The 22336-nt window shown below is 63.1% G+C and carries 13 protein-coding genes; 1 reads left to right on the top strand and 12 read right to left on the bottom strand.

Annotation, left to right across the window (positions count from 1 at the left end):
* Nucleotides 1-61 precede the first annotated feature (61 nt).
* From CYG48_RS11160 to CYG48_RS11110, 11 genes are all read right to left on the bottom strand, one after another.
* Entirely contained in the window at nt 62-547 is a 486-nt protein-coding gene (locus tag CYG48_RS11160) for a MaoC family dehydratase (protein WP_118850448.1), read from the bottom strand.
* A gap of 77 nt (nt 548-624) precedes the next feature.
* Nucleotides 625-2559 carry a glycogen debranching protein GlgX gene (glgX, locus tag CYG48_RS11155; RefSeq protein WP_118850447.1) on the bottom strand — a complete coding sequence of 645 codons (1935 nt, stop codon included), beginning with the start codon at nt 2557-2559 and terminating at the stop codon, nt 625-627.
* A 33-nt stretch (nt 2560-2592) separates the two neighbouring features.
* On the bottom strand, nt 2593-4221 hold the full coding sequence (locus tag CYG48_RS11150) for an alpha-D-glucose phosphate-specific phosphoglucomutase (RefSeq protein ID WP_118850446.1): 1629 nt from the start codon (nt 4219-4221) through the stop codon (nt 2593-2595).
* Nucleotides 4222-4224: 3 nt separating this feature from the next.
* Nucleotides 4225-5670 (bottom strand): glycogen synthase GlgA, encoded by a 1446-nt coding sequence (gene glgA / locus CYG48_RS11145; protein WP_118850445.1) that lies wholly within the window; start codon nt 5668-5670, stop codon nt 4225-4227.
* 6 nt (nt 5671-5676) lie between these two features.
* On the bottom strand, nt 5677-6939 hold the full coding sequence (glgC, locus tag CYG48_RS11140; RefSeq protein WP_118850444.1) for a glucose-1-phosphate adenylyltransferase: 1263 nt from the start codon (nt 6937-6939) through the stop codon (nt 5677-5679).
* A gap of 19 nt (nt 6940-6958) precedes the next feature.
* Nucleotides 6959-9169, bottom strand: a complete 2211-nt coding sequence (gene glgB, locus CYG48_RS11135; protein ID WP_118850443.1) for a 1,4-alpha-glucan branching protein GlgB — start codon at nt 9167-9169, stop codon at nt 6959-6961.
* Nucleotides 9169-11628, bottom strand: coding sequence for a glycogen/starch/alpha-glucan phosphorylase (locus CYG48_RS11130; protein ID WP_118850442.1), 2460 nt, complete (start codon nt 11626-11628; stop codon nt 9169-9171). The genes glgB and CYG48_RS11130 overlap by 1 nt, the downstream gene beginning before the upstream one ends.
* A gap of 185 nt (nt 11629-11813) precedes the next feature.
* The gene (locus tag CYG48_RS11125; RefSeq protein ID WP_118850441.1) at nt 11814-13088 is read right to left on the bottom strand and encodes a TadE/TadG family type IV pilus assembly protein; all 1275 of its coding nucleotides are present in this window, start codon (nt 13086-13088) and stop codon (nt 11814-11816) included.
* 144 nt (nt 13089-13232) lie between these two features.
* Nucleotides 13233-14111 (bottom strand): transglutaminase family protein, encoded by an 879-nt coding sequence (locus CYG48_RS11120; RefSeq protein WP_118850440.1) that lies wholly within the window; start codon nt 14109-14111, stop codon nt 13233-13235.
* A 17-nt stretch (nt 14112-14128) separates the two neighbouring features.
* The gene (locus CYG48_RS11115) at nt 14129-16546 is read right to left on the bottom strand and encodes a circularly permuted type 2 ATP-grasp protein (RefSeq protein ID WP_118850439.1); all 2418 of its coding nucleotides are present in this window, start codon (nt 16544-16546) and stop codon (nt 14129-14131) included.
* A gap of 9 nt (nt 16547-16555) precedes the next feature.
* Nucleotides 16556-19894, bottom strand: coding sequence for a transglutaminase family protein (locus CYG48_RS11110; RefSeq protein WP_118850438.1), 3339 nt, complete (start codon nt 19892-19894; stop codon nt 16556-16558).
* 180 nt (nt 19895-20074) lie between these two features.
* Between CYG48_RS11110 and CYG48_RS11105 the strand changes: the two genes are divergently transcribed.
* A complete protein-coding gene (locus tag CYG48_RS11105) occupies nt 20075-21868 on the top strand; it encodes an ABC transporter ATP-binding protein/permease (RefSeq protein ID WP_118850437.1) in 1794 nt (597 codons plus the stop codon).
* Nucleotides 21869-21891: 23 nt separating this feature from the next.
* Here the strand turns inward: CYG48_RS11105 and CYG48_RS11100 are convergent, their stop codons facing one another.
* Complete coding sequence (locus tag CYG48_RS11100) at nt 21892-22299, bottom strand: DUF1801 domain-containing protein (protein WP_118850436.1); 408 nt, start codon at nt 22297-22299, stop codon at nt 21892-21894.
* Nucleotides 22300-22336 lie beyond the last annotated feature (37 nt).

The raw sequence follows: 22336 nt of genomic DNA, 5'->3' as shown, positions 1-22336 counted from the left end.
TCCGGTCATCTGCGAGAAAAAACGAAGGCGCGGTGATGAGCCGCGCCTTCGGTCGTCTCGGTCAAACGGTTTCCGGGCGATCCTTCGGATCGAACTGGACAATGGTGATCCAGGTCGCCGTCATCGCCGGTTTCTTTTCGTTCTCGATTTCGACGCTCACGTCATAGGTGGTCATCAGCATGCCGGCGCCGCGAAAACGGGTGTCGGCGAGCTTGAAATGGCCGCGAATACGCGCGCCCGGACGCACCGGCGACATGAAGCGGATGCGATCGAAGCCATAGTTGAGGCCCATCGTCTGCTCGCGGATCTTCGGGACGCAGTCGAAGTTCATGGCCGACAGGAGCGAGAGCGTCAGGAAGCCATGCGCGATGGTGCCGCCGAACGGGCTTTCGGTCCGGGCGCGTTCTTCATCGACATGGATGAACTGGTGATCGAGCGTGGTGTCCGCGAACATGTTGATCATCGACTGCGGAACCGTGATCCAGTCCGATATTCCGACAACAGTGCCAACAAGGCCGGGCATATCGGCAAGCGAAACTTCAGGCATGCTACCTCACGAGGCTCAGGGAACTGCCGCGAACTCTAGCGAAATCAGCGCGCCAAGCGAGCGATTTTTGCATTGCATCATGCGGGGAAACAGAAGCGCACCGATCGAGGTGGAAGCATGCCCTGCCAGGCCTCGCCGGTGACCACATCCGTCCAGCCTTCGCCGGGCAAAGCGAAGGTGAGGGGCGCATGGCTTCGGTTGATGAGGACCGCCAGCCGCGTGGCCTGCTCGGTGGTTCGATCGGTTGTGGCGAGCACCATGCCGAGCACCGGGTTGCTGGCGTTCTCCCAATCACCCACCTGCATCGGCTGCCCTGCAGCGTTCAGCCATTCGACATCGCCTTCGCCGCTGAAGAAGCTCGCTTCGGAGAAGACGGAGAAGCGCCTGCGCATGGCGGTAAGCGCGGCGGTATGCTCGACCAGGCCTTCGTCGATCGCGCTCCAGTCGAGCCAGGTGATCTCGTTGTCCTGCGCATAGGCATTGTTGTTGCCGCGTTGGGAGCGGCCTGCCTCGTCGCCCATGGTGAGCATCACATGGCCGCGCGTGGCAAAGAGGGTCGAAAGGAGGGCGGCAACATCGCGGCGGCGGTGCTCGAGGATCGCCGGATCCTGCGTCTCGCCCTCCACGCCGTTGTTCCAGGAGAAGTTTTCGCCGTGGCCGTCGCGGTTTTCTTCGCCGTTCGCTTCGTTGTGCTTTTGCTGGTGCGACACGAGGTCCATCAGCGTGAAGCCGTCATGGGCGGCGAGGAAATTGACCGAGCGCGTGTGCCCGTTGCGGAAGACGTCCGAGGAGCCGGCAAGCCGGGTCGCAAGCGCGCCGGTCATCCAGCCATCGCCGCGCCAGTAGCGGCGGATGTCATCACGGGCACGGTCGTTCCATTCGAGGAAGGATTGCGGGAAATTGCCGAGCTGGTAGCCGCCCGGGCCGATGTCCCATGGTTCGGCGATCAGCACGCGGTCCTTCAGCACCTCGTCACCGAGCATAGCCGTCAGCGTTTCGGCGTTCGGGTCGAAACCGTCGGCCGTGCGGCCGATGATCGGGGCGAGATCGAAGCGAAAGCCGTCGACGCCAGCCGACAGCACGAAATGCCGCAGCGTATCGAGGATCAGCTGGCGCACAACGGGATGGTCGCAGGCGATCGTGTTGCCGGTGCCGGTGTCGTTGATCAACTGGCCGGGACTGTCGCGGGCATGGCGGTAATAGGTGAGGTTGTCGAGCCCGCGCATGGAAAGTGTTGCGCCATAACGGTCGCTTTCGCCCGAGTGGTTGAAGACGAGGTCGAGGATGACGCCGATGTCAGCCGCATGCAGGGCGGCGACGGTTTCGCGCAGTTCCATCATGCCGCCCGGGCAGATGCGCGGATCAAGCGCCATCAGCGCGATCGGGTTGTAACCCCAGCCGTTGGTCAAGCCCAGCGCCGGCAGGTGGCGCTCGTCGATCCAGGCGGTGATCGGCATCAACTCGATCGCGTCGACGCCGATCTTCTTCAGGTGCGCGATGACGGATGGATGGGCGAGGGCCGCGACCGTGCCGCGCTCACCTTCGGGCACATCCGGGTGCAGCATGGTGAAGGGCTTGACGGCGACCTCGTAGATGAAGCCGCCGGGAGGCAGGAGCGGCTTTCCCACCCTGGCCGGCTGGTCGCGCGTGACGATCGCCTTCGGCACGAGGTCGGCGGTCTCGACGCCGTATTGCGACAGGCGCTGCTCGTGGCGGAATGGCCCGTCGAGTTCGCGGGCGTAAGGGTCGACGAGGAGCTTCGACGGGTCGAACCACAGGCCGCGGTCCGGATCGTACACGCCGTGGGTGCGATATCCGTAGCGCTGTCCGGGATGGATCGAGGGTAGGTCGATACGATGAACGGCATCCTCGCCGCGCTGCATGGCCAGTGCCTGCTCACGGCCATCTTTGTCGAAGAGGCAAAGATCGATGCGCTCGGCGTGCTGCGAGTAGACCGCGAACTGCGCCATCTTGTCGGTGAGGGTGACACCGAGCTGGCGGGGTGAGAACATCCGCGGCCTCCCAGGGTTTCAGGTCTTACGCGATCACGTGATGACCGTGGGCTTGTCGCGGCCGGTGCGTGTCTTGAGCTCTGAAATCTCGTTTGCCACGGCGATCAGGTCGGCGAGTGCCGTCTGGGTTTCGATGCCGTGCTTGGCCGGGTCGGGTTCGTAGCGCTCGACGTAAACGCGGATGGTGGCGCCCGAGGTGCCGGTGCCGGACAGGCGAAAGACGACGCGGGAGCCGCCCTCGAACAGCACACGCACGCCCTGGTTCTTGGAGACCGAACCATCGACCGGGTCATGGTAGGCAAAGTCATCCGCCGCCGCGACCTTCAGCGCGCCAAAGCTCTGGCCCGGCAGGGAAGCGAGCTTTTCGCGCAGCGCCGCAACAAGACCGTTGGCGGCCTCGGTGTCCACTTCCTCGTAGTCGTGACGGGAGTAATAGTTGCGGCCGTATTCCGCCCAGTGTTTGGTGACGATCTCCGCGACGCTTTCGTTGCGGGCAGCCATGATGTTCAGCCAGAAAAGCACTGCCCAAAGGCCGTCCTTTTCGCGCACGTGGTCGGAACCGGTGCCAAAACTCTCTTCGCCGCAGACGGTCGCCTTGCCGGCATCGAGCAGGTTCCCGAAGAACTTCCAGCCGGTCGGCGTCTCGTACATGCCGATGCCGAGCTTTTCGGCGACGCGGTCGGCCGCGGCGCTGGTCGGCATGGAGCGGGCGATGCCGGCGATGCCCTTGGAATACCCGGGAGCGACGGTCGCATTGGCGGCAATGATCGCAAGGCTGTCGGACGGGGTGACGAACATGCCCTTGCCGACGATCATGTTGCGATCGCCGTCGCCATCGGAGGCAGCGCCGAAAACGGGGCCGTCGGCGCTCATGACGTCGTCATAAAGGTCCTTGGCGTGGACGAGGTTCGGGTCCGGGTGATGGCCGCCGAAATCTGGCAGCGGCGTGAAATTGCGCACCGAGCCTTCCGGCGCGCCGAGGCGCTTTTCGAAAATCTCCTTGGCGTAAGGGCCGGTCACGGCGCCCATGGAATCGATTGCAATGCGCACGCCGCCGGCGAGCAGGGTGCGGATGGCGCCGAAGTCGAAAAGCTGCTCCATCAGTTCGGCATAATCGGCGACCGGATCGATGACCTCGACCGTCATGCCGGCGACGTCGAAGAATCCGAGCTGGTCCAGGTTGAGGTCCGGGACATCAGCGATCCTGTAAGCGTCGATGACCTTGGTGCGGGCGAAGATCGCATCGGTGATCTTTTCCGGTGCGGGGCCGCCATTGCCGATATTGTACTTGATGCCGAAATCTTCGGTCGGGCCGCCCGGATTGTGGCTGGCGGAAAGCACGATGCCGCCGAAGGCCTTGTACTTGCGGATGATGTTGGAGGCGGCGGGCGTGGAGAGGATGCCGCCTTGGCCGACCATGACCTTGCCGAAGCCGGCGGCGGCGGCCATCTTGATCGCCTTCTGGATGACCTCGCGATTGTAATAGCGGCCGTCGCCGCCAATCACCAGCGTCTTGCCCTCAAAGCCTTCGAGCGAGTCGAAGATCGACTGGATGAAGTTCTCCGCGTAGTTCTCCTGCGAGAACACCGGCACCTTCTTGCGCAGGCCCGAGGTGCCCGGCTTCTGATCCTGATAGGGGGCTGTCTTGACGGTCTTGATCATCGGTCAGGATCCTTTTTTGGCAAGCAATGTCTTGTAGAGACTGGCGTAGAGCGCAGCGCTCTTGGTCCAGGAAACGTCGGTCTTCATGCCCTGCTTCTGCAGCGCGGTCCAGGTTTTCGGCTCCCCGTAGAGCGTGACCGCCCGACGCAGCGCGCGGCGCAGGTTCATGGCGGTGATGGGGCCGAAGGCGACGCCGGTGGCAGCGCCCGCCGCAAGCCCGGCATGGCTTGCGTCGATCACGGTGTCGTTGAGGCCGCCGGTACGCGCCACGATCGGCACGCAGCCGTAGCGCAGGCCGTAAAGCTGGGTCAGGCCGCAGGGCTCGAAGCGGGACGGGATGACGATCGCATCGGAACCCGCCTGCATCAGGTGGGAGAGCGGCTCGTCGTAACCGGTGACGAGCGAAACGCGGCCGGGGTGGCGTGCGGCAGCGGCCTGGAAAGCCTGTTCAAGCGCGGCATCGCCCGAGCCGAGGATGGCGAGCTTGGCGCCGGCGTCCACCAGGTCGTCTACGGCCTCGGCCAGAAGGTCCATCCCCTTCTGCCAGGTCAGGCGGGACACGACGCAGAAGAGCGGCGCCCGGTCGCGGTCAAGGCCGAAACGTTCCGCGAGCGCGATCTTGTTCGCGGCGCGGTTCTTGAGGCTTGTGGCGGTATAGTTGGCGCGCAGATTGCTATCGGTTGCCGGATCCCAGACCGTGGCATCAATGCCATTGACGATGCCATGGAGATCGTCGGCGCGGTGGCTGAGCAAACCTTCGAGCCCCATGCCAAATTCCGGCGTCAGGATCTCTTCCGCATAGGAGGGGCTGACGGTGGAAATCGCCCAGCTCGCCTGCAGCCCGGCCTTCAGGTAACCGACGCCGCCGAAATATTCGACACCATCGATACCGAAGGCGTGCGGCGGCAGGTCGAGGTCGGGGAAGATCTCGGCGCCGTACTGACCCTGGAAGGCGATGTTGTGGATGGTGATGAGGGACGGGACCTCGCGGGCATCCGAGAAGCGCATATAGGCGGGCACCATTGCGGCCTGCCAGTCATGCACATGCACGATGTCCGGGCGCCAGCCGCCGATCCCGTCCTGTGCGATCAGCGCGCCCGCTTTCGAGAGCGCCGCAAAACGCAGCCAGTTGTCGGCGTGGTCCTTGCCGTTCGTGTCGAGATAGGGGCCGCCCGGCCGGTCAAACAGAGCGGGCGCATCAAGAACAAGGAGATCGAGGCCCTGGTGCTCGACGGCAAGGACATCGGCCTTTGCGCCGAGCAGGTCGTTGAAACCCCCGACCACCTTCGGGTTATTGATGGCGCGCATCACGGCCGGGTAGCCCGGCATCAGCGTTCTTACCGAGACGCCATGCTGCTTCAGCGCCAGCGGCAGCGCACCGGCAACATCGGCAAGTCCGCCGGTTTTCACCAGCGGATAGACTTCGGACGCGACCGAAAGCACTTCCATCGTGAATTACAGGTCCAGTTTATCGATCATTGCCTGGGTGATGAGGCATATGCCGCTGTCGCTGCGGCGGAAGCGTTTGGCATCGAGTTCCGGATCCTCGCCGACGACAAGGCCTTCCGGGATGGTGACGCCGGCATCGATGACGACGTTGCGAATCTGTGCGCGGCGGCCGATCCGCACGTTGGGCAGCACGACCGCCCCGTCGAGGCGCGAATAGGAATTGGCGCGCACGCCGGTAAACAGCAGGCTGCGGTGCAGCGACGAGCCGGAAATGATGCAGTCGCCCGACACGACGGAGGATATCGCCGATCCGCGGCGGTTTTCGTCGTCATGCACGAACTTGGCCGGCGGGGTGATCTCTGCATAGGTCCAGATCGGCCAGGACTTGTCGTAGATGTCGAGGCCCGGCACGATCTCGGTGAGGTCGATATTGGCCTGCCAGTAAGCGTCGATCGTGCCAGCGTCGCGCCAGTAGGGCTCGCGTTCGAAATCGGAGCGGACGCAGCTGTCGGCGAAACGGTGCGCCACGGCCTTTCCGTGCTCGACGATGTAGGGAATGATGTCCTTGCCGAAGTCGCGGCTCGAACCCGGCGTATTGGCGTCGCGTTTCAGGGCTTCCATCAGGAACTTGGTGTGGAAGACATAGATGCCCATGGAGGCAAGGGCAAAACCCGGGTTGCCGGGGATGCCCGGCGGGTCGGCGGGCTTTTCAACGAAGGCGATGATCTCGTCCTTCTCGTTGACATGCATGACGCCGAAGCCGGTGGCTTCCATGCGCGGCACTTCCAGGCAGCCAACCGTGACATCGGCGCCGGAATCGACATGCTGCTGGAGCATGTATTCGTAGTCCATCTTGTAGACGTGGTCGCCGGCGAGGATGACCATGTATTCGGGCGCATAGGCCTCGATGATGTCGATGTTCTGGAAGACCGCGTCGGCGGTGCCTTCATACCACTGCGTTTCGGAAACACGCTGGGAGGCGGGCAGGATGTCGAAGCTTTCATTGCGTTCTGGACGGAAGAAGTTCCAGCCGCGCTGCATGTGGCGGATCAGCGAATGCGCCTTGTACTGGGTGGCAACACCGATGCGGCGAATGCCGGAGTTGAGAGCGTTCGAGAGTGCGAAATCGATGATGCGCGCCTTGCCGCCGAAATAGACTGCGGGCTTGGCGCGCCGGTCGGTCAGTTCCTTCAGGCGGCTGCCGCGCCCGCCGGCCAGGACATAGGCCATCGCATCACGCGACAGGGGCTGGATTCTCTTTTCGTGCATTCTTGTCCCTCCCAAAAGCTTATGCCTGTTCCAGTTCGAGCATGATCGTCGCAAGCGGCGGCAACGTGACGTCGGCCGATATGCTTCCACCCGCGTTCACGGCCTGGACGCGCCCGCCATTGCCCTTGCCGCTGCCGCCGTAGATCTCCGCATCGGTGTTGAGAATTTCCCGCCATCTGCCCTCGTTTGGCAAGGGGACCCGGTAGTTTTCCCGATAAACCGGCGTGAAATTCGTGATCACCGCCACCGGCTTTTCGCCCGGTGCCATGCGCAGCCAGGCATAAACCGAATTGTCCGCATCGTCGGCGATCAGCCAGCGGAACCCTTCGCCTTCGCAATCACGCGCGTGGAGCGCGGGCTTGGAGCGGTAACAGAAGTTGAGGTCGCGCACCAAGCGGCGCATGCCCTCGTGCGGGTGGTATTGCAGCAGGTTCCAGTCGAGCGAGCGGCTTTCGCTCCATTCCGCCCATTGGGCAAATTCCTGGCCCATGAAGAGAAGCTTCTTGCCGGGATAACCCCACATGAAGCCGTAGTAGGCGCGAAGATTTGCGAACTTCTGCCAGTCGTCGCCGGCCATCTTGGCAATCAGCGACCCTTTGCCATGCACCACCTCGTCGTGGGACAGCGGCAGCACGAAGTTTTCCGAATAGGCATAAACGAGCCCGAAGGTCATCTCATGGTGATGATGCTTGCGGTGGATCGGCTCACGCTTCAGGTAGCTCAGCGTGTCGTGCATGAAACCCATGTTCCACTTGAAGCCGAAGCCAAGGCCGCCTTCGTGCACCGGATGCGAGACCTTCGGCCATGAGGTGGATTCCTCGGCGATCGTCATCACACCGGGATGGGCGCCATAGGAGAGCGAATTCATCTTCTGCAGGAAACGCACGGCTTCCAGGTTTTCGCGCCCGCCATATTCGTTCGGCACCCATTCGCCTTCCTTGCGCGAATAGTCGAGGTAGAGCATGGAGGCGACGGCATCGACGCGGAGCCCATCGAGATGGAATTTTTCCGCCCAATAAAGCGCGTTGTTGACGAGGTAGGAGAGGACCTCGATGCGGCCGAAATTGTAGATCGCCGTGTTCCAGTCGGGGTGGAAACCCTGGCGCGGGTCCTCGTGCTCGTAAAGCGCGGTGCCATCGAACTGGCGCAGGCCGAACTCGTCCGTTGGGAAATGCGCCGGCACCCAATCGAGGATGACGCCAATCCCGACCTTGTGGCAGCCGTTGACGAAGCGCGCGAAACCTTCCGGCTCGCCGAAACGGGCGGTCGGGGCGAAGAGGCCGGTCGTCTGGTAACCCCAGGACGGATCGAACGGGTGCTCTGTGATCGGCAGAAACTCGATATGGGTAAAACCCATGTCGGTGCAGTAGGGGATCAACTGGGCGGCAAGTTCGTCCCAGGAGAGGAAGGTGCCGTCGTCGCGCTTGCGCCAGGAGCCGGCATGCACCTCGTAGATGCTGATCGGCTGGCGACGATGGTCGGCCTTTTCCCAGAAGGCGCGGTGCGCATCGTCTTCCCATTCCTGGACGAGTTCCGGTGCCGTCACGGAGGCCGTTTGCGGCCGCAGTTCGGCGCGACGGGCGTAAGGGTCTGCCTTCAGCGGCAGCAGTTCGCCGTTCTTGCCGATGATCTCGAACTTGTAGGGCGAGCCGGGGCGCACGTCGGGCGCAAAGATTTCCCAGATGCCGGTATCCATCCGCAGCCGCATGACGTGGCGGCGGCCGTCCCAGTTGTTGAATTCGCCAACCACCGACACGCGCTTGGCATTTGGCGCCCAGACGGCGAAGTGGAAACCGTCGACGCCCTCGTGCTTCAGCGGGTGGGCTCCCATCTTGTCGAAGAGCCGCAGATGCGAGCCTTCACGCAGCAGGTAGTCGTCCATCGGGCCGAGCACGGGGCCGAAGGTATAGGGGTCGGTGACCGCCCATTCGACATCGCCGCGGCGGGCGCGGTAGCGCACCGGCTGAAGATGCGCGACCTCGACCAGGCCTTCGAAATAACCGGCCTCGTGGCGGCATTTCAATTCGCCAAGATCCGTGCCGTTCAGCGTCAGCGGCGTGACGGCCTCGGCGCCGGGAATGAAACATCTGAGGCGGTAGGCATCCCCGAGCCGGTGAAGCCCGAGGACGGCAAACGGATTGGCATGCCTACCTTCGATGATCGCCTCGATCTCTGATAACGGGATTTCGCCAGGGGCTCGTCCGTCATCGACACGGGGCGATTTCTTCATCAGGCTCTCCAGATTTCCGACGCGTATTGGCGAATAGTTCTGTCAGAGGAGAACCATCCCATGCGGGCGGTATTGCGAATCGTTTTCGAATACCAAGACTTAGGGTCTGACCAGATTTGGTCAACGTGCCGCTGTGCTTCCGCATAGGCGTCGAAATCGGCCGCGACCATGAACCAGTCGTGGTTATAGATGCCGTCCATCAGGCCTGTGAAACGCGAACGATCGTCGGGCGAGAAGACGCCGGAGCTGATGGCGCTGAGCGCCTGGGCAAGTTCGCGGGACTTTTCGATGATGGCGCGGGGCTGGTGGCCTTCGTCGCGCACCTTCTGAACCTCTTCGGCGGTGAGGCCGAAGATGACGATGTTGTCCTTGCCGACATGATCGCGCATCTCGACATTGGCGCCATCGAGCGTGCCGATGGTGAGCGCGCCGTTCAGCGCGAACTTCATGTTGCCGGTGCCGGATGCTTCCATGCCGGCGGTCGAGATCTGCTCGGAAAGATCGGCCGCCGGGACCATGATCTCGGCGAGCGAGACGTTGTAGTTCGGCACGAACACCACCTTGAGCAGGCCACGGACGGCCGGGTCGTTGTTGATGGTGCGCGCCACGTCGTTGGCGAGCTTGATGATGAGCTTGGCGTTGTGGTAGCTCGGCGCCGCCTTGCCGGCGAAAAGCTTTACGCGGGGCACCCAGTCCTGTTCCGGATGCGAGCGGATCTGGTCGTAAAGAGCCACCGTCTCGATGATGTTGAGCAACTGGCGCTTGTATTCGTGGATGCGCTTGATCTGGATGTCGAACATGGCCGACGGGTCGAGCCGGATGCCCATGCGGCTGCCGACGAGGTTGGCAAGCTGCACCTTGTTCGCCCGCTTCACCGCCGCGAACTTTTCCTGGAAGGTCTTGTCGTCGGCGAACTTGTCGAGTTCGCGCAGCGCTTCGGTGTCGTCGAGGAACTTGTCCCCGATCGCGTCCTGCACCAGCGCCGTGAGGCCAGGGTTACACTGCATCATCCAGCGGCGCGGCGTGATGCCGTTGGTCTTGTTGTTGATGCGGGTCGGGTAAAGCTTGTGAAGGTCGGAGAAGACGGTGACCTTCATGAGATCGGTATGAAGCGCCGAGACGCCGTTCACCGAGTGCGAACCGACGAACGCGAGGTTGCCCATTCGCACGCGTCGCTCGCCGCCTTCGTCGATCAGCGAGATCGAGCGGATCTGGCCATCCGAGAAGCCCTGCTTGCGTGCCTGCAGCAGGATCACCGCGTTGATCGCATAGACGATCTGCATGTGGCGCGGCAGGAGGCGCTCGAAGAGCGGCACGGGCCAGCTTTCCAAAGCTTCAGGCAGGAGCGTGTGGTTGGTGTAGGAGAAGGTCTGGCGGGTGATTTCCCAAGCCTGCTCGAAATCCATGCCATGGATATCGGTGAGCAAGCGCATCAGCTCGGCAATCGACACGGCCGGGTGCGTGTCGTTGAGCTGGATCGAGACCTTCTCATGCAGGTTGGTGAAATCCGGATATTGCTGCAGGTGGCGGCGCAGGATGTCCTGGAGCGAGGCCGAGGAGAAGAAGAACTCCTGGCGCAGGCGCAGTTCCTGGCCAGCCGCGTTGGCGTCGGCCGGGTAAAGGACGCGGGTGAGCGCTTCCGCCTTGTTGCTCTCGCGCAGCGCGCCGATATGGTCGCCGGCATTGAAGGCATCGAGCAGGATCGGGTCGATCGGCTGGGCAGACCAGAGGCGCAGCGTGTTAACGCGCTTGCCGCGCCAGCCGACAACCGGGGTATCATAGGCCATCGCGATGACGCGTTCGGCCGGCTTCCAGACATAACGCGGCGATTCATCATAGGCACCGACCGTTTCGACGCTGCCGCCGTAGCCGATTTCGTAAGCGCTTTCGCGCCGCTCGAATTCCCAGGGGTTGCCGTGGGCAAGCCAGGTTTCCGGCAGTTCCACCTGCCAGCCATCCGCCATCTGCTGGCGGAACAGGCCGTGGACATAACGAATGCCGTAGCCATAAGCGGGGATGTCGACGGTCGCCATGGATTCCATGAAGCAGGCGGCAAGGCGACCAAGGCCACCGTTGCCAAGCGCTGCGTCCGGCTCAAGGCCCGCAATGACGTCGATATCGACGCCGAGCGAGATCAGTGCATCACGCAGTTCCGCCATCAGCCCAAGGTTCGAAACGGCATCGCGCATGAGGCGGCCGATGAGGAACTCGAGCGACAGGTAATAAACGCGCTTGCCGCCGGTGCGGTAGACCTTGCGGGTGGACTCCATCCAGTGGTCGATGATGCGGTCGCGGATGACGAGGATGGCGGCGGTCAGCCAGTCATGCGGTTTTGCGACCTTCGCGTCCTTGCCGATGCGGTAGGTGAGACGCTCGATGATCTCCTCCGCCATGATCTCGGGGCGTGAGCTACGCGGAGCCGGCTGGGGAATATCAACGGAGGAAATGGTTTTCTGCATTAAGTCGCCAACTTTCTGGAGAGCGGAGGTGCGTCCGATTCAGTCAATCCGGCATGATCTATGGATAGAGTTTATGCACCGTTATGAATCGGTTGCAATCATCCATCTATGTTTGACTATCTTGCGGCAGGCAAAGCAAAATGCCCCGCCGTTTCCGGCAGGGCATTTTGCAAGGTTTGCGACCGTTAGTTGGTGAGGCGGGTGCCGGTCTTGGCGGCCTTGCGGGCAATTTCGCCGAACGTCTGCACGAGCTGCGTCATGTTGTTGGGCTCGTAGTAGAATTCCTTGCCGCTGGAGCAGGCTTCGAGCAGTTCCTTGCCCTTTGCTGGCGCCATGAAGGCGATCGTGTAGATCTTGATCGGGTTGCCGCCGGCGTCCTTGTCGTTCTTGGCCTGCTCGCAGATCCCCATGACCTGGTCGTGGATCTTCTTGCTCCAGATGCCGCCGTTGCCGGTCATCTCGCCATCCGTCATGAAGACGATGAAGCGTTCAAAGCTCTTGTTCTTCTTGGCGTCGTGGGCGTTCTTTTCGCGGGTGTTCTCGGCCTTCAGGGCTGCATAGGCATTGGTGAGCGCGCCGCTTGCATCCGTCCCGCCATCCGGCTTTGCCGGCAGCTTGGTGACGTATTTGGAGACCTCGGAGGTGCCCCATTCGATCTTCTGCTCAGACTTAGTCTTGTCGTCGTAGGACGAGGCGCCGACGCGGATGAGACCGCTGTTCGGATCGGCCTTCTTGAGCTCGTCGAACATGACGCCCGCGGCCGTCTTCAGCGACGCCATCTTCACGATGTAGTTCGGCGCATCGACATATTCTTCGACCAACCGCTCGCACATGATGGCCTCGTTGTCCGGGCAAGGATACTTTTCCTTGCGCTGCTTCTTGACCTTCTTGGACGGCGCCACCGGGTCGATGGTCGTGGTATCCCAGGCCATGGAACCCGATTCATCGAGCACGAGATACATGGAAAGCGCATTGCCTTCACGGCCACTGGAGGCGCGGCTTTCGACGGTCACCTTGAGGGTCTTGAAGCCGACGACGGCGCTCATGCCGTTCATCGGGATCTCGTAGGTCGACTTCATGAGGACGTCGTAGCTGTCCGAGTTGTTCGACGAGGTGGAGGTCGTCTGGAAGGTCGTGGCGTCGCGGAGCTTCTTTTCTTCTTCCGCGCGCTGTTCCGGCGTCAGGGAGCCGTCGGAGGCAAGCGTCTGCGAGATGAAGGTCTTGAGGCCGAGCGCTGCGGCCTCCTGCTCGCTCATGTTGCCCTTGTCTGCCATGGCGGACGCAACCGCGAGCGTGGCCGCATCGGCCAGTGCCTGGATCCGGCTCTTCTGGTCAAGAGCATGGCTGACATCAACCGCGATGCCAGCAAGTCCAAGCATAACCGGCAACATCACGGCAGTAATGATGCCGAAATTGCCGGAACGATCTTTCAGAAGACGGTTAAACTGAATGCTTTGCATGGTGCACCTTGGATCCTGACCCAGAGCCCTCAAACATCTGATCAGCGACGTTTAGAAGGTACGGGTATAGGAACTCCTAAGCTTTTACCTGCAATTTTACCGAATAAGCAGAATCAGACCCAAAACGAGGCTATTTCTACTCGGCTATTTTACCGGGACAACATCCACGGCCTGGATGACCTTCTGGTTACCATAGCCCTTGAGCACGCCAATGACGGGTGCAACATCGGAGTAATCCCTGCCGTAACCGACGACGATGTGGTCGCTGCCGGCCGGCATGTTGTTGGTGGGATCGAGTTCGATATAGCCCATGGTCTCGCCGCACCAGGCGCGCACCCAGGCATGCATGGCGTCGGCACCTTCCAGCCGCTCCTTGCCCGGCGGCGGCAGCGTGCGCAGGAAACCGGAAACGTAGCCGGCGGGGATGCCGAGGCTGCGCAGCGCGACGATCATGATATGCGCGAAATCCTGGCAGACGCCGCGCTTCAGGCGAAAGGCTTCCCTGGCGGTGGTGTCGACCGTGGTCGCCTCGCCATCATAGGTGAAGTCCGAGTGGATGCGGGCGCAGAGCGCGCTGGCGATCTCACGCACCGTCTGCCCGGGCGCCAGTATCTCCTGCGCGTAAGCCGCGATCAGCGGCTCTTCGGGAAGCCGCGGGCTGACGCCGGCAAAGTGGTGCGGCGAATCCGGTTCGACCGACCATAACGCCGCAAGCTGCTCCTTCAGTTGCGTGAGTTCCGGCGAGAAGTCTGCCGTCAGCGGCTGCGCTTCCACCTGGACACGGGCCTGCATGCGGATATCGAGCCGCTCGTGCGGGGCGCGCACCAGCACGGAGGTTGCCTGCTGGCCGAAGAAATCCACGAAGGTGGTTTTCTCGTCGGCGTTCGGGGAAACGCTGAGCGAGCCCGCGACAAGGCGCTGGCGATCCGGCAGGGAAAGCGGCAGGAGGCGGATGACATGGCGCGCACCGGATGCCGGCACGTCATAGACATAGCCCATGTGGAGATTGAGGTCGTAGAGCATCCCGTCGTCCTGCGGCCTCAGTTGAAGTAAGTCTGGCCGAGGATATCGGACAACTTCTCCATCTCCTGTTCGAGCTTGCGGTAAACCTCTTCGGTCATGGCGTCCGGCGTCATGACGGCAAGGCTGGAGTGAAGGCGCATGGCCTCGCGGTAGAAGGGCGACATCTGGCCGTTCACGTAAGCATTCGGCAATTGCTCGACTTCGGCGCGGATCTCGTTCAGCTGGAACAGGATCGAGCGCGGATTGAGCGCATCAAGCGCGAGCAGATCGGCCACCGTCAGCCGGGCGGTCGCCACGTTGTAGCGCCGCCGGTGGGTCATGACGCTGTCGCCGATCTCGATCAGCATGTCGAGCGAGCCGTCGGGCGCGTCCGGCCCCGACATATGGCCGAGCAGCCGGGTCATGTGGAGGCCGCGTTCGAGGTAACGGCCGATCGACAGGAAACGCCAGCCGGTGAAGCGGTACATGTTTTCGTGCACGAGGCCGGCAAAGCCCGCGAGCTTGCGCAGCAGCACCGTCATGGCATGCGCCGCGTCATCGCCGGGCTGGACGCGGTCGTGGAAGCGCCGGGCGGTCTTCGAAAGGTCGTTGAGCGCCAGCCAGCCATCCGGCGAGAAGCGGTCGCGCAGGTTGCTGGCGGAATAGATGGCGCTGTCGATGTTCCGGAGCAGCGTTGCCGGCACCGCCTTCGTCATGTCGAGGTCGATGCCCTTGAGGTAACGCGCGATGTCGGCGAGGAGAGGCGTGTCCGGATCGGCGGCTTCCGCATAACGCAGGTGCCAGGCGCGCAGGATGCGCAGCGCCCCCTCGGCGCGCTCGATATAACGGCCGAGCCAGAAGAGGTTGTCGGCCGCGCGGCTCGGCAGCGAGCCCGGCATGTTGCGAGTGAAGCTTTCCTCCGGCGGGAGGAGCGTCGACTTGTTGACCGGCTTGTCGGAGACGATCCAGACATCGGCGGCGGTGCCACCGGCCTGCATGGCGATTGCGGCGACGTTATCGCCGGTGCCGATCCGCGCAAAGCCGCCGGGCATGATCTGCCAGCCGGTTTCGGTGCGGGCGGCATAAACGCGCAGCGACATCGGCCGCGGCGTCAGCTTGCCATCCACATAGGCCGGCGTGGTCGAGAGCGTCACGACTTCCTGGCCGACGAGCTTGGCGCCTTCATTTGCAAGCCATTCGCCGACTGCATGCTTGGCTGTATTGCGCAACGAGGCGCCGAGCACCGACTGGCCGTTGTCGTCGAAGAAGGGCAGGCGGGAATAGGCGGGGCCGATCACCATGCGCTCGATGTTCCTAGCCACATGCTCGCGCTCGTCCTTCTGGCCGCACCACCAGGTGGCGATCGACGGCATGACGAGGTCCTCGCCGGTCAGGCGGCGGCAGATCGACGGCATGAAGGCGAGCAGCGCGCGGGTTTCGAGAATGCCGGAGCCGAGCGCGTTGACGAAGGTGACGGCGCCGGAGCGCAGCGCCTGCACCATGCCGGGGGTGCCGATATGGGAATTCTGGTTCAGTTCCAGCGGATCGGCATAGGATGCATCAAGCCGGCGCCAGAGCACGCCGATGGGCTTCAGGCCGGCCACGGTGCGGACCATGACGCGGTTGTTGACGACCGTCAGGTCCTCGCCCTCAAGCAGCATGAAACCGAGGTAGCGGGCGATATAGGCGTGTTCGAAATAGGTCTCGTTGGCCGGACCCGGAGAAAGGACGGCGATCCGGTCTTCCGGATATTGCTTGTGTTGCTGAAGCGCATCGCGGAAGGCACCGAAGAAGGAGGCCAGCCGATGCACATGGCTTTCGGCATAGATGTCGGAAAAGGCGCGGGTGGTGGCAACACGGTTTTCCAGCGCAAAACCTGCACCCGACGGCGCCTGGGTGCGGTCGGCAAGCACCCACCAGTTGCCGTCCGGGCCACGGCCGATCTCGAAGGAGCAGAAGTGCAGGTAGTGGCCGCTGACCGGCTTGACGCCGACTAGGGGGCGCAGGAATTCGGAATTGTTGGCAATGAGCGCCGGCGGGATGCAGCCTTCCTTCACCAGCCTGTTGTCGCCGTAGATATCCGCGATCAGCGCTTCCAGCACTTCGGCGCGCTGGGTCAGCCCCTTGCAGACGGTGTCCCATTCCTTGCCATCGATGAGGACCGGCACATGGCTGATCGGCCAGTTGCGCTCGGCATTGCCACCGCCCGGTGCGTCATAGGTGCGGTAGAAGACGCCGGCATCGCGCAGGTAGCGGTCGGCGCGGGCGAAGCGCTCGTGCAGCTCGCTTTCGCTCATGCGGCCAAGGTGGCTGATGAGGTTGCGCCAGACGGGCCGGATCTGGCCGTTCGGGTCCATCATCTCGTCGGCAACGCCGGGCAGCGCCGCATAACCGCGGACCGGATCGGCAAGCACCGCCCCTTCGCTCACCCGTTCCATTGCCGGTGCCTTGGACATCGGTTCTTCTTACACTCCGTGCGGCCGGCGCAGGTCGAGCGTCAGCGGGAATTCCGGCGAAGGCACTTCGGCGCGCAGCGGATAGCTGCCGGCCGTGTGGCCCCAGGGTTCGAACCGGGCGAGGCGGCGTGCCTCGGCCTCGTTGCCGTTGACCGGGAAGGTCTCATAGTTGCGACCGCCCGGATGCGCAACATGGTAGATGCATCCGCCGATCGACCGACCGGACCATGTATCATAAACATCGAATGTAAGCGGCGAATTAACCGGAAGCACCGGATGAAGCCCCGACGCCGGCTGCCATGCCTTGAAGCGGACGCCGGCGACCGCGGTGCCGGAGGCGCCTGTCTGCCTGAGCGGCACGGCGCGGCCATTGCAGGCGACGGTGTAGCGAGCCGGATTGCTCGTCTCGAGCTTCACCTGGAGGCGTTCGACGGAGGAATCCACGAAGCGGACGGTGCCGCCGATCGCACCCTGTTCGCCCATGACGTGCCAGGGCTCGAGCGCCTGGCGCAGTTCCAGCTTGCAGCCCTCGTATTCCACCTCGCCGAAGAAGGGGAAGCGGAATTCCAGCTGCGCCTCGAACCATTCCGGCCGCAGGTCGAAACCGTTGTCGCGCAGGTCCTGGAGGACATCGAGAAAGTCTGCCCAGATGAAGTGCGGCAGCATGAAACGGTCGGCAAGCGCGGTGCCCCAGCGGACGAACTTGCCCTGCAGCGGGTTCTTCCAGAACCGGGCGATGAGGGCACGAACCAGCAACTGCTGGGCGAGCGACATGCGCGCATTCGGTGGCATCTCGAAGCCGCGGAACTCGACGAGGCCAAGACGCCCGGTTGGGCCATCGGGAGAAAACAGCTTGTCGATGCAGATTTCTGAGCGGTGGGTGTTGCCGGTGACGTCGGTCAGGAGGTTGCGGAACAGCCGGTCCACCAGCCAGGGCAGGGGAGGCTCGCCCTGTCCGGGGGCGGGCACTTGGGCCAGCGCGATCTCCAGCTCGTAGAGCGAGTCGTGGCGGGCCTCGTCGATGCGCGGCGCCTGCGATGTCGGGCCGATGAAGAGGCCCGAGAAGAGGTAGGACAGCGACGGATGGCGCTGCCAGTGGAGCACGATGCTCTTCAACAGGTCCGGGCGGCGCAGGAAAGGGCTGTCGTTCGGGTTGGCGCCACCGACGACGACATGGTTGCCGCCGCCGGTGCCGGTGTGGCGGCCGTCGATCATGAACTTGTCGGCGCCGAGCCGGCTCTGGCGGGCTTCCTCGTAGATCGCCGTGGTGATGTCGACGGTCTCCTTCCAGCTCGAGGCCGGATGGATGTTGACCTCGATGACGCCGGGATCGGGCGCCACGCGAATGACATTGATGCGTTCGTCATGCGGCGGCGCGTAACCTTCGATATGGACCGGCATCCCGAGGCTATCGGCCGCGTTTTCGGCGGCGGCGATCAGTGCCAGATAGTCTTCAATGCGCTCCACCGGCGGCATGAAGACGCAAAGGCGCCCGTCGCGGGGTTCCACGGAGATTGCAGTGCGCACCGCGCCGCCAATTTCGCCCGCCACCTGCTCGACGCGGCCGGGATTGGCCGGGTCAGTGGCCCGGAAGGAGGATTCCGGCATGGCGCGGCCGGCGGGGACGATGGCGTCGGGGAGGGGATCACGCGGGATCGTTGGATCTGCCTCGTGGATATATGGAAACTGTGAGGGCGGCACATGGGGCAGGGTGCCGAGCGGCAAGCGATAACCCACGGGACTGTCGCCGGGAACGAGGAAGATCTTGCCGCGCCGCGTGCGCCATTTCTCGCTCACCCAACGGCGGCTGGGTGGTGCGCCGCGCGCCTGCGAGTTCCAGGCCTGTACGGGCAGCACGTAACCGCTCGGTGTCGTCAGGCCACGTTCGAAGACGCGGGCGATGCGGCTGCGCTCTTCCGGATCTTTCAGCTTGGAGTTGGAGGGATCGACATTGTCCGGCAGGCTGCCTTCGCGCAGGATCCATTCGGCGGGATCTTCATAGGCCGGAAGCACCATCTCGGTGTCGATGCCGAGTTCGGTGGCGAGCGCGAAGAGCAGCTTTTGGGCGTCACCTTCGCCGACATGGTAGTCGCCGCCTTCCTGGGCAATCAGATCCGGCTTGTTCCAGATCGGCCGGCCGTCCTTGCGCCAATAGAGCGAGAAGGTCCAGCGCGGCAGGCTTTCGCCCGGATACCACTTGCCCTGACCGTAATGCAGGAAGCCGCCCGGCGCAAAACGTTCGCGCAGCCGGCGGATCAGGATGTCGGCCTTTTCCCGCTTGGTCGGGCCGACTGCGGCTGTATTCCATTCGTCGGACTGGAAGTCGTCGATCGACACGAAGGTCGGTTCGCCGCCCATGGTGAGACGAACATCTTCGGCGGCAAGCACGGCATCGACCTGTTCGCCCAATGCGTTGAGCGCGTCCCAGCTTTCATCCGAAAACGGCTTGGTGATGCGCGGGTGCTCGGCGACACGCTCTACCTTCATGTCGAAGGCAAAGCTCGTCTCCGCTTCGCCAAAGTAGCCGCCAGAGATCGGTGCGGCATTGCGGTAATGGGGCGTCGCGGCAAGCGGGATATGACTTTCGCCGGTCAGGAGGCCCGAGGTGGGATCGAGCCCGATCCAGCCGGCGCCGGGCAGGTAAACTTCCGCCCAGGCATGCAGGTCGGTGAAATCCACTTCGGTGCCGGACGGGCCATCGAGCGCCTTCAGGTCCGGCGTCAGCTGGATGAGGTAACCGGACACGAAGCGCGCGGCAAAACCGAGATGGCGCAGCACCTGGACGAGCAGCCAGCTGGTATCGCGGCAGGAGCCCTTGGCGAGGGTGAGCGTTTCCTCCGGCGTCTGCACGCCGGGTTCCATGCGGATGACATAGGCGATCTCGCGCTGCAGGCGGGCGTTGAGGCCGACCACCATGTCCACCGTCGGCTGGCCCGGCGTCTTGTCGATCGTGTCAAGGAAGGCCTGGAGGTTGGGCGTCGCCGGCTCCGGCTTGCGGTAGATCGACAGGTCCTCGACGAGGTTTTCCGGATAGAGGAACGGCCAGTTCGTCGCCTCTTCCTCCACGAAGAAGTCGAACGGGTTGTAGACCGTCATGTCGGCAACAAGGTCGACCTCGATCTTGAACTCGGTTGCCGGTTCGGGAAAGACGAACCGGGCGAGGTAATTGCCGTAAGGATCCTGCTGCAGATTGACGAAATGGTTCTGCGGCGAAACCTTGAGCGAATGGCTCAATACCTTTGTTCGGGAATGGGCGGCGGGCTTGAGGCGGATGATCTGCGGTCCGAGGCGGACGGGTTTGTCGTACATGTAATGGGTGAGGTGGTAGATACTCGCCTTGATCGACATCGGTTCCCCAAAAGCAGCCTGTTGCACGGATTTTGGGCGCTGCCTGAGAAGAATGCAAGGTACAATACTTGGGGTAGGCCCAAGATGTTTGCCGGCTGTTGCTGGCACTGCCTCCTGCAAAGCCTGCAGCGGCATGATAAAGCTCGGAGAATACGACAAGGCGGCAGGGAATAAAGACCGATGACCCATGCTCAGGAAGCGGCTCCGCAATCTTACGAGCTTCCGTTCGGCAGTCAGTTGCGGATGATGGTCGGCGCCTTCTGGAGCGCCGAGGTGCGCAACAAGGTGCTGGTGCTGACGGTGGCGTTGCTCGCCGTCATCTTCGCCACCACGTATGCGACCTACAAGCTGAATGAATGGAACGGGCCCTTCTATGACGCGCTGGAGCGGCGCGACATGCCCGAATTCCTGAACCAGTTGATGGTGTTCGGCGTCCTCGGCGTGTCGCTGACGCTGCTCAACGTCATCCAGCAGTGGCTGAACCAAACCACGGCGCTGCGCATGCGCGAAGGCCTCGCGCGTGACCTTGCGGAAGTGTGGCTGAAACCCGGCCGGGCGCTGAAACTCGGCGGTGCCGGCGCCATCGCCAACAATCCCGACCAGAGGCTGCATGAGGATACGCGCATCCTGGCGGAGAACACGACGTCGCTGGCGATCGGTCTCGTTAATTCCACCATCCTGCTCGCAAGCTTCATCGGCGTGCTCTGGGCGATATCGTCGGACTTCGGCTTCCGCATCGACGGGCGCGTCATCACCATTCCGGGCTATATGGTGTGGGCGACCATCCTTTATGCGCTCGCCGGCTCGCTCTTGAGCAGTTTTGTCGGCCGTCAGTTGCCGCGGCTCAATGCCGACCGCTATGCCCGCGAGGCAGACCTTCGCGCCACACTGGTGCGGACAAACGAGAACCTCCTGCCGATCACGCTGGCACGCGGCGAAGCGAGCGAACTCAACCGCGTCCACTATGCAATCGATGGCGTGCTGCACATGCTGCAGCGGCTGGCAGTAGCACTCGCCAACCTGACATGGGTCTCCGCCGGCTTCGGCTGGCTCTCAGTCGTGGCGCCGATCATCATCGCCTCACCGATGTATTTCTCCGGCGAGCTTTCCTTTGGTGGCTTGATGATGGCGGTGGGTGCCTTCAATCAGGTCAACCAGGCGCTGCGCTGGTATGTCATCAACTTCAGCGTCATCGCGGATTGGCGGGCGACGCTGGCGCGCGTTTCCTTCTTTCGCAACGCGCTGCTCGCGATGGATACGCCGGCCGCGGAAGGCGAGGTGATCAGCCACCGGATGGGGTCGTCGGAGGAGGGGATCACCCTTCGCGGCGTCGCGGTCTATGCTGAGCCGGACAAGGGCGAGGCGGGACACGGCATCCGCATGGGCGACGAGGCATGCACGATCTCTGCCGGGGAGCGGGTGATGATGAGTGGCGATCCGGGTGCCGACCGACACCTGTTCTTCGCGGCGCTTGCCGGGACCTGGCCGTGGGGGCGGGGCGAGATCACCTTGCCGCAAGGCGAGACGATGATCCTGATGCCGCAGGAAGGGTATCTCCCCTTCGCCAGCCTGCGGGAGGCAATGACCTATCCCGCCGGCGCCACCGGTATCAGCGACGAGGCACAAAGGACAGCTCTAGAGGTCGTGGGTCTGGAGCGTTACGCAGACCGGCTCGACGCGGTGGAGCGCTGGGACCGCCTCCTTGACAAGGAGGAGGAGGCAGCGCTGCAGGTGGCCAATGTGCTGCTGCGCAAGCCGCAATGGCTGGTGATCGACGACGTGCTGGAGGGGCTCGAACCGCAGGTACAGGCGCGGCTGGTGGAGGCGCTGGCAACGCTCGAAGGTTCAACGATCATCTATATCGGTCATTCGCAAGCCTTCAGCGACGCGATGTCGCCGAAGCTCCTGCACCTGGCGCCGCTGCAGCCCGGCGAGCCTGTAAAGGAGGATGCACCGGAAGAAACGGAGCGGTGAACGGTTCTGCGGGAGGTGCGCCGTCAGAGCTTTTCGCCGGGCAGGGCGGCTGCCTGGCGGATCCAGTCCGCAAGCTGCGTTTCGTCGATCACATCATCTTCGTGGATGTGGAAATAACGGACCTCCTTCTGCTTCGAGCTTTCCGGCGGCTGCGGCACCAATGATGTGCCCCGGAAGAAGGTGAGCTTCACGTAGCGGTCGAAGCAGTGGAAGGCGAGGAACCAGCCGTTGCCCTCAATGCCATAGAAGGGCGTGTTCCACTTCACCGCCTTGCGAACATCCGCAACCGTCTTTTCGACGAGCCCGTCTATCGCGCGTCCAACCCGCTGCTTCCAGCCGGGCATGGCGGCGATATAGGCTTGGACCGGCGCGTCTCCGTCGCCCTTCGGGATCTGCGGATTGCCACCGGACAGGAGTTTTGGCTTGTCCATGCTCAAGCTCCCTTGAAGGTTGCCGCTTTTCCATCAA

It is taken from the genome of Neorhizobium sp. SOG26 (assembly GCF_003491345.1).
Taxonomy (GTDB): Bacteria; Pseudomonadota; Alphaproteobacteria; order Rhizobiales; family Rhizobiaceae; genus Neorhizobium; species Neorhizobium turbinariae.
The sequence above is the reverse complement of the archived record's forward strand: the minus strand, read 5'-3'. Positions and strand labels throughout refer to the sequence as shown.

Coding starts and splice junctions, on each gene's coding strand:
- glgB (WP_118850443.1), bottom strand. CDS start 9,169: ATGAAGAAATCGCCCCGTGTCGATGACGGACGAGCCCCTGGCGAAATC.
- CYG48_RS11130 (WP_118850442.1), bottom strand. CDS start 11,628: ATGCAGAAAACCATTTCCTCCGTTGATATTCCCCAGCCGGCTCCGCGT.
- CYG48_RS11100 (WP_118850436.1), bottom strand. CDS start 22,299: ATGGACAAGCCAAAACTCCTGTCCGGTGGCAATCCGCAGATCCCGAAG.
- CYG48_RS11105 (WP_118850437.1), top strand. CDS start 20,075: ATGACCCATGCTCAGGAAGCGGCTCCGCAATCTTACGAGCTTCCGTTC.
- CYG48_RS11110 (WP_118850438.1), bottom strand. CDS start 19,894: ATGTCGATCAAGGCGAGTATCTACCACCTCACCCATTACATGTACGAC.
- CYG48_RS11160 (WP_118850448.1), bottom strand. CDS start 547: ATGCCTGAAGTTTCGCTTGCCGATATGCCCGGCCTTGTTGGCACTGTT.
- glgX (WP_118850447.1), bottom strand. CDS start 2,559: ATGTTCTCACCCCGCCAGCTCGGTGTCACCCTCACCGACAAGATGGCG.
- CYG48_RS11150 (WP_118850446.1), bottom strand. CDS start 4,221: ATGATCAAGACCGTCAAGACAGCCCCCTATCAGGATCAGAAGCCGGGC.
- CYG48_RS11120 (WP_118850440.1), bottom strand. CDS start 14,111: ATGCTCTACGACCTCAATCTCCACATGGGCTATGTCTATGACGTGCCG.
- glgC (WP_118850444.1), bottom strand. CDS start 6,939: ATGCACGAAAAGAGAATCCAGCCCCTGTCGCGTGATGCGATGGCCTAT.
- CYG48_RS11115 (WP_118850439.1), bottom strand. CDS start 16,546: ATGTCCAAGGCACCGGCAATGGAACGGGTGAGCGAAGGGGCGGTGCTT.
- glgA (WP_118850445.1), bottom strand. CDS start 5,670: ATGGAAGTGCTTTCGGTCGCGTCCGAAGTCTATCCGCTGGTGAAAACC.
- CYG48_RS11125 (WP_118850441.1), bottom strand. CDS start 13,088: ATGCAAAGCATTCAGTTTAACCGTCTTCTGAAAGATCGTTCCGGCAAT.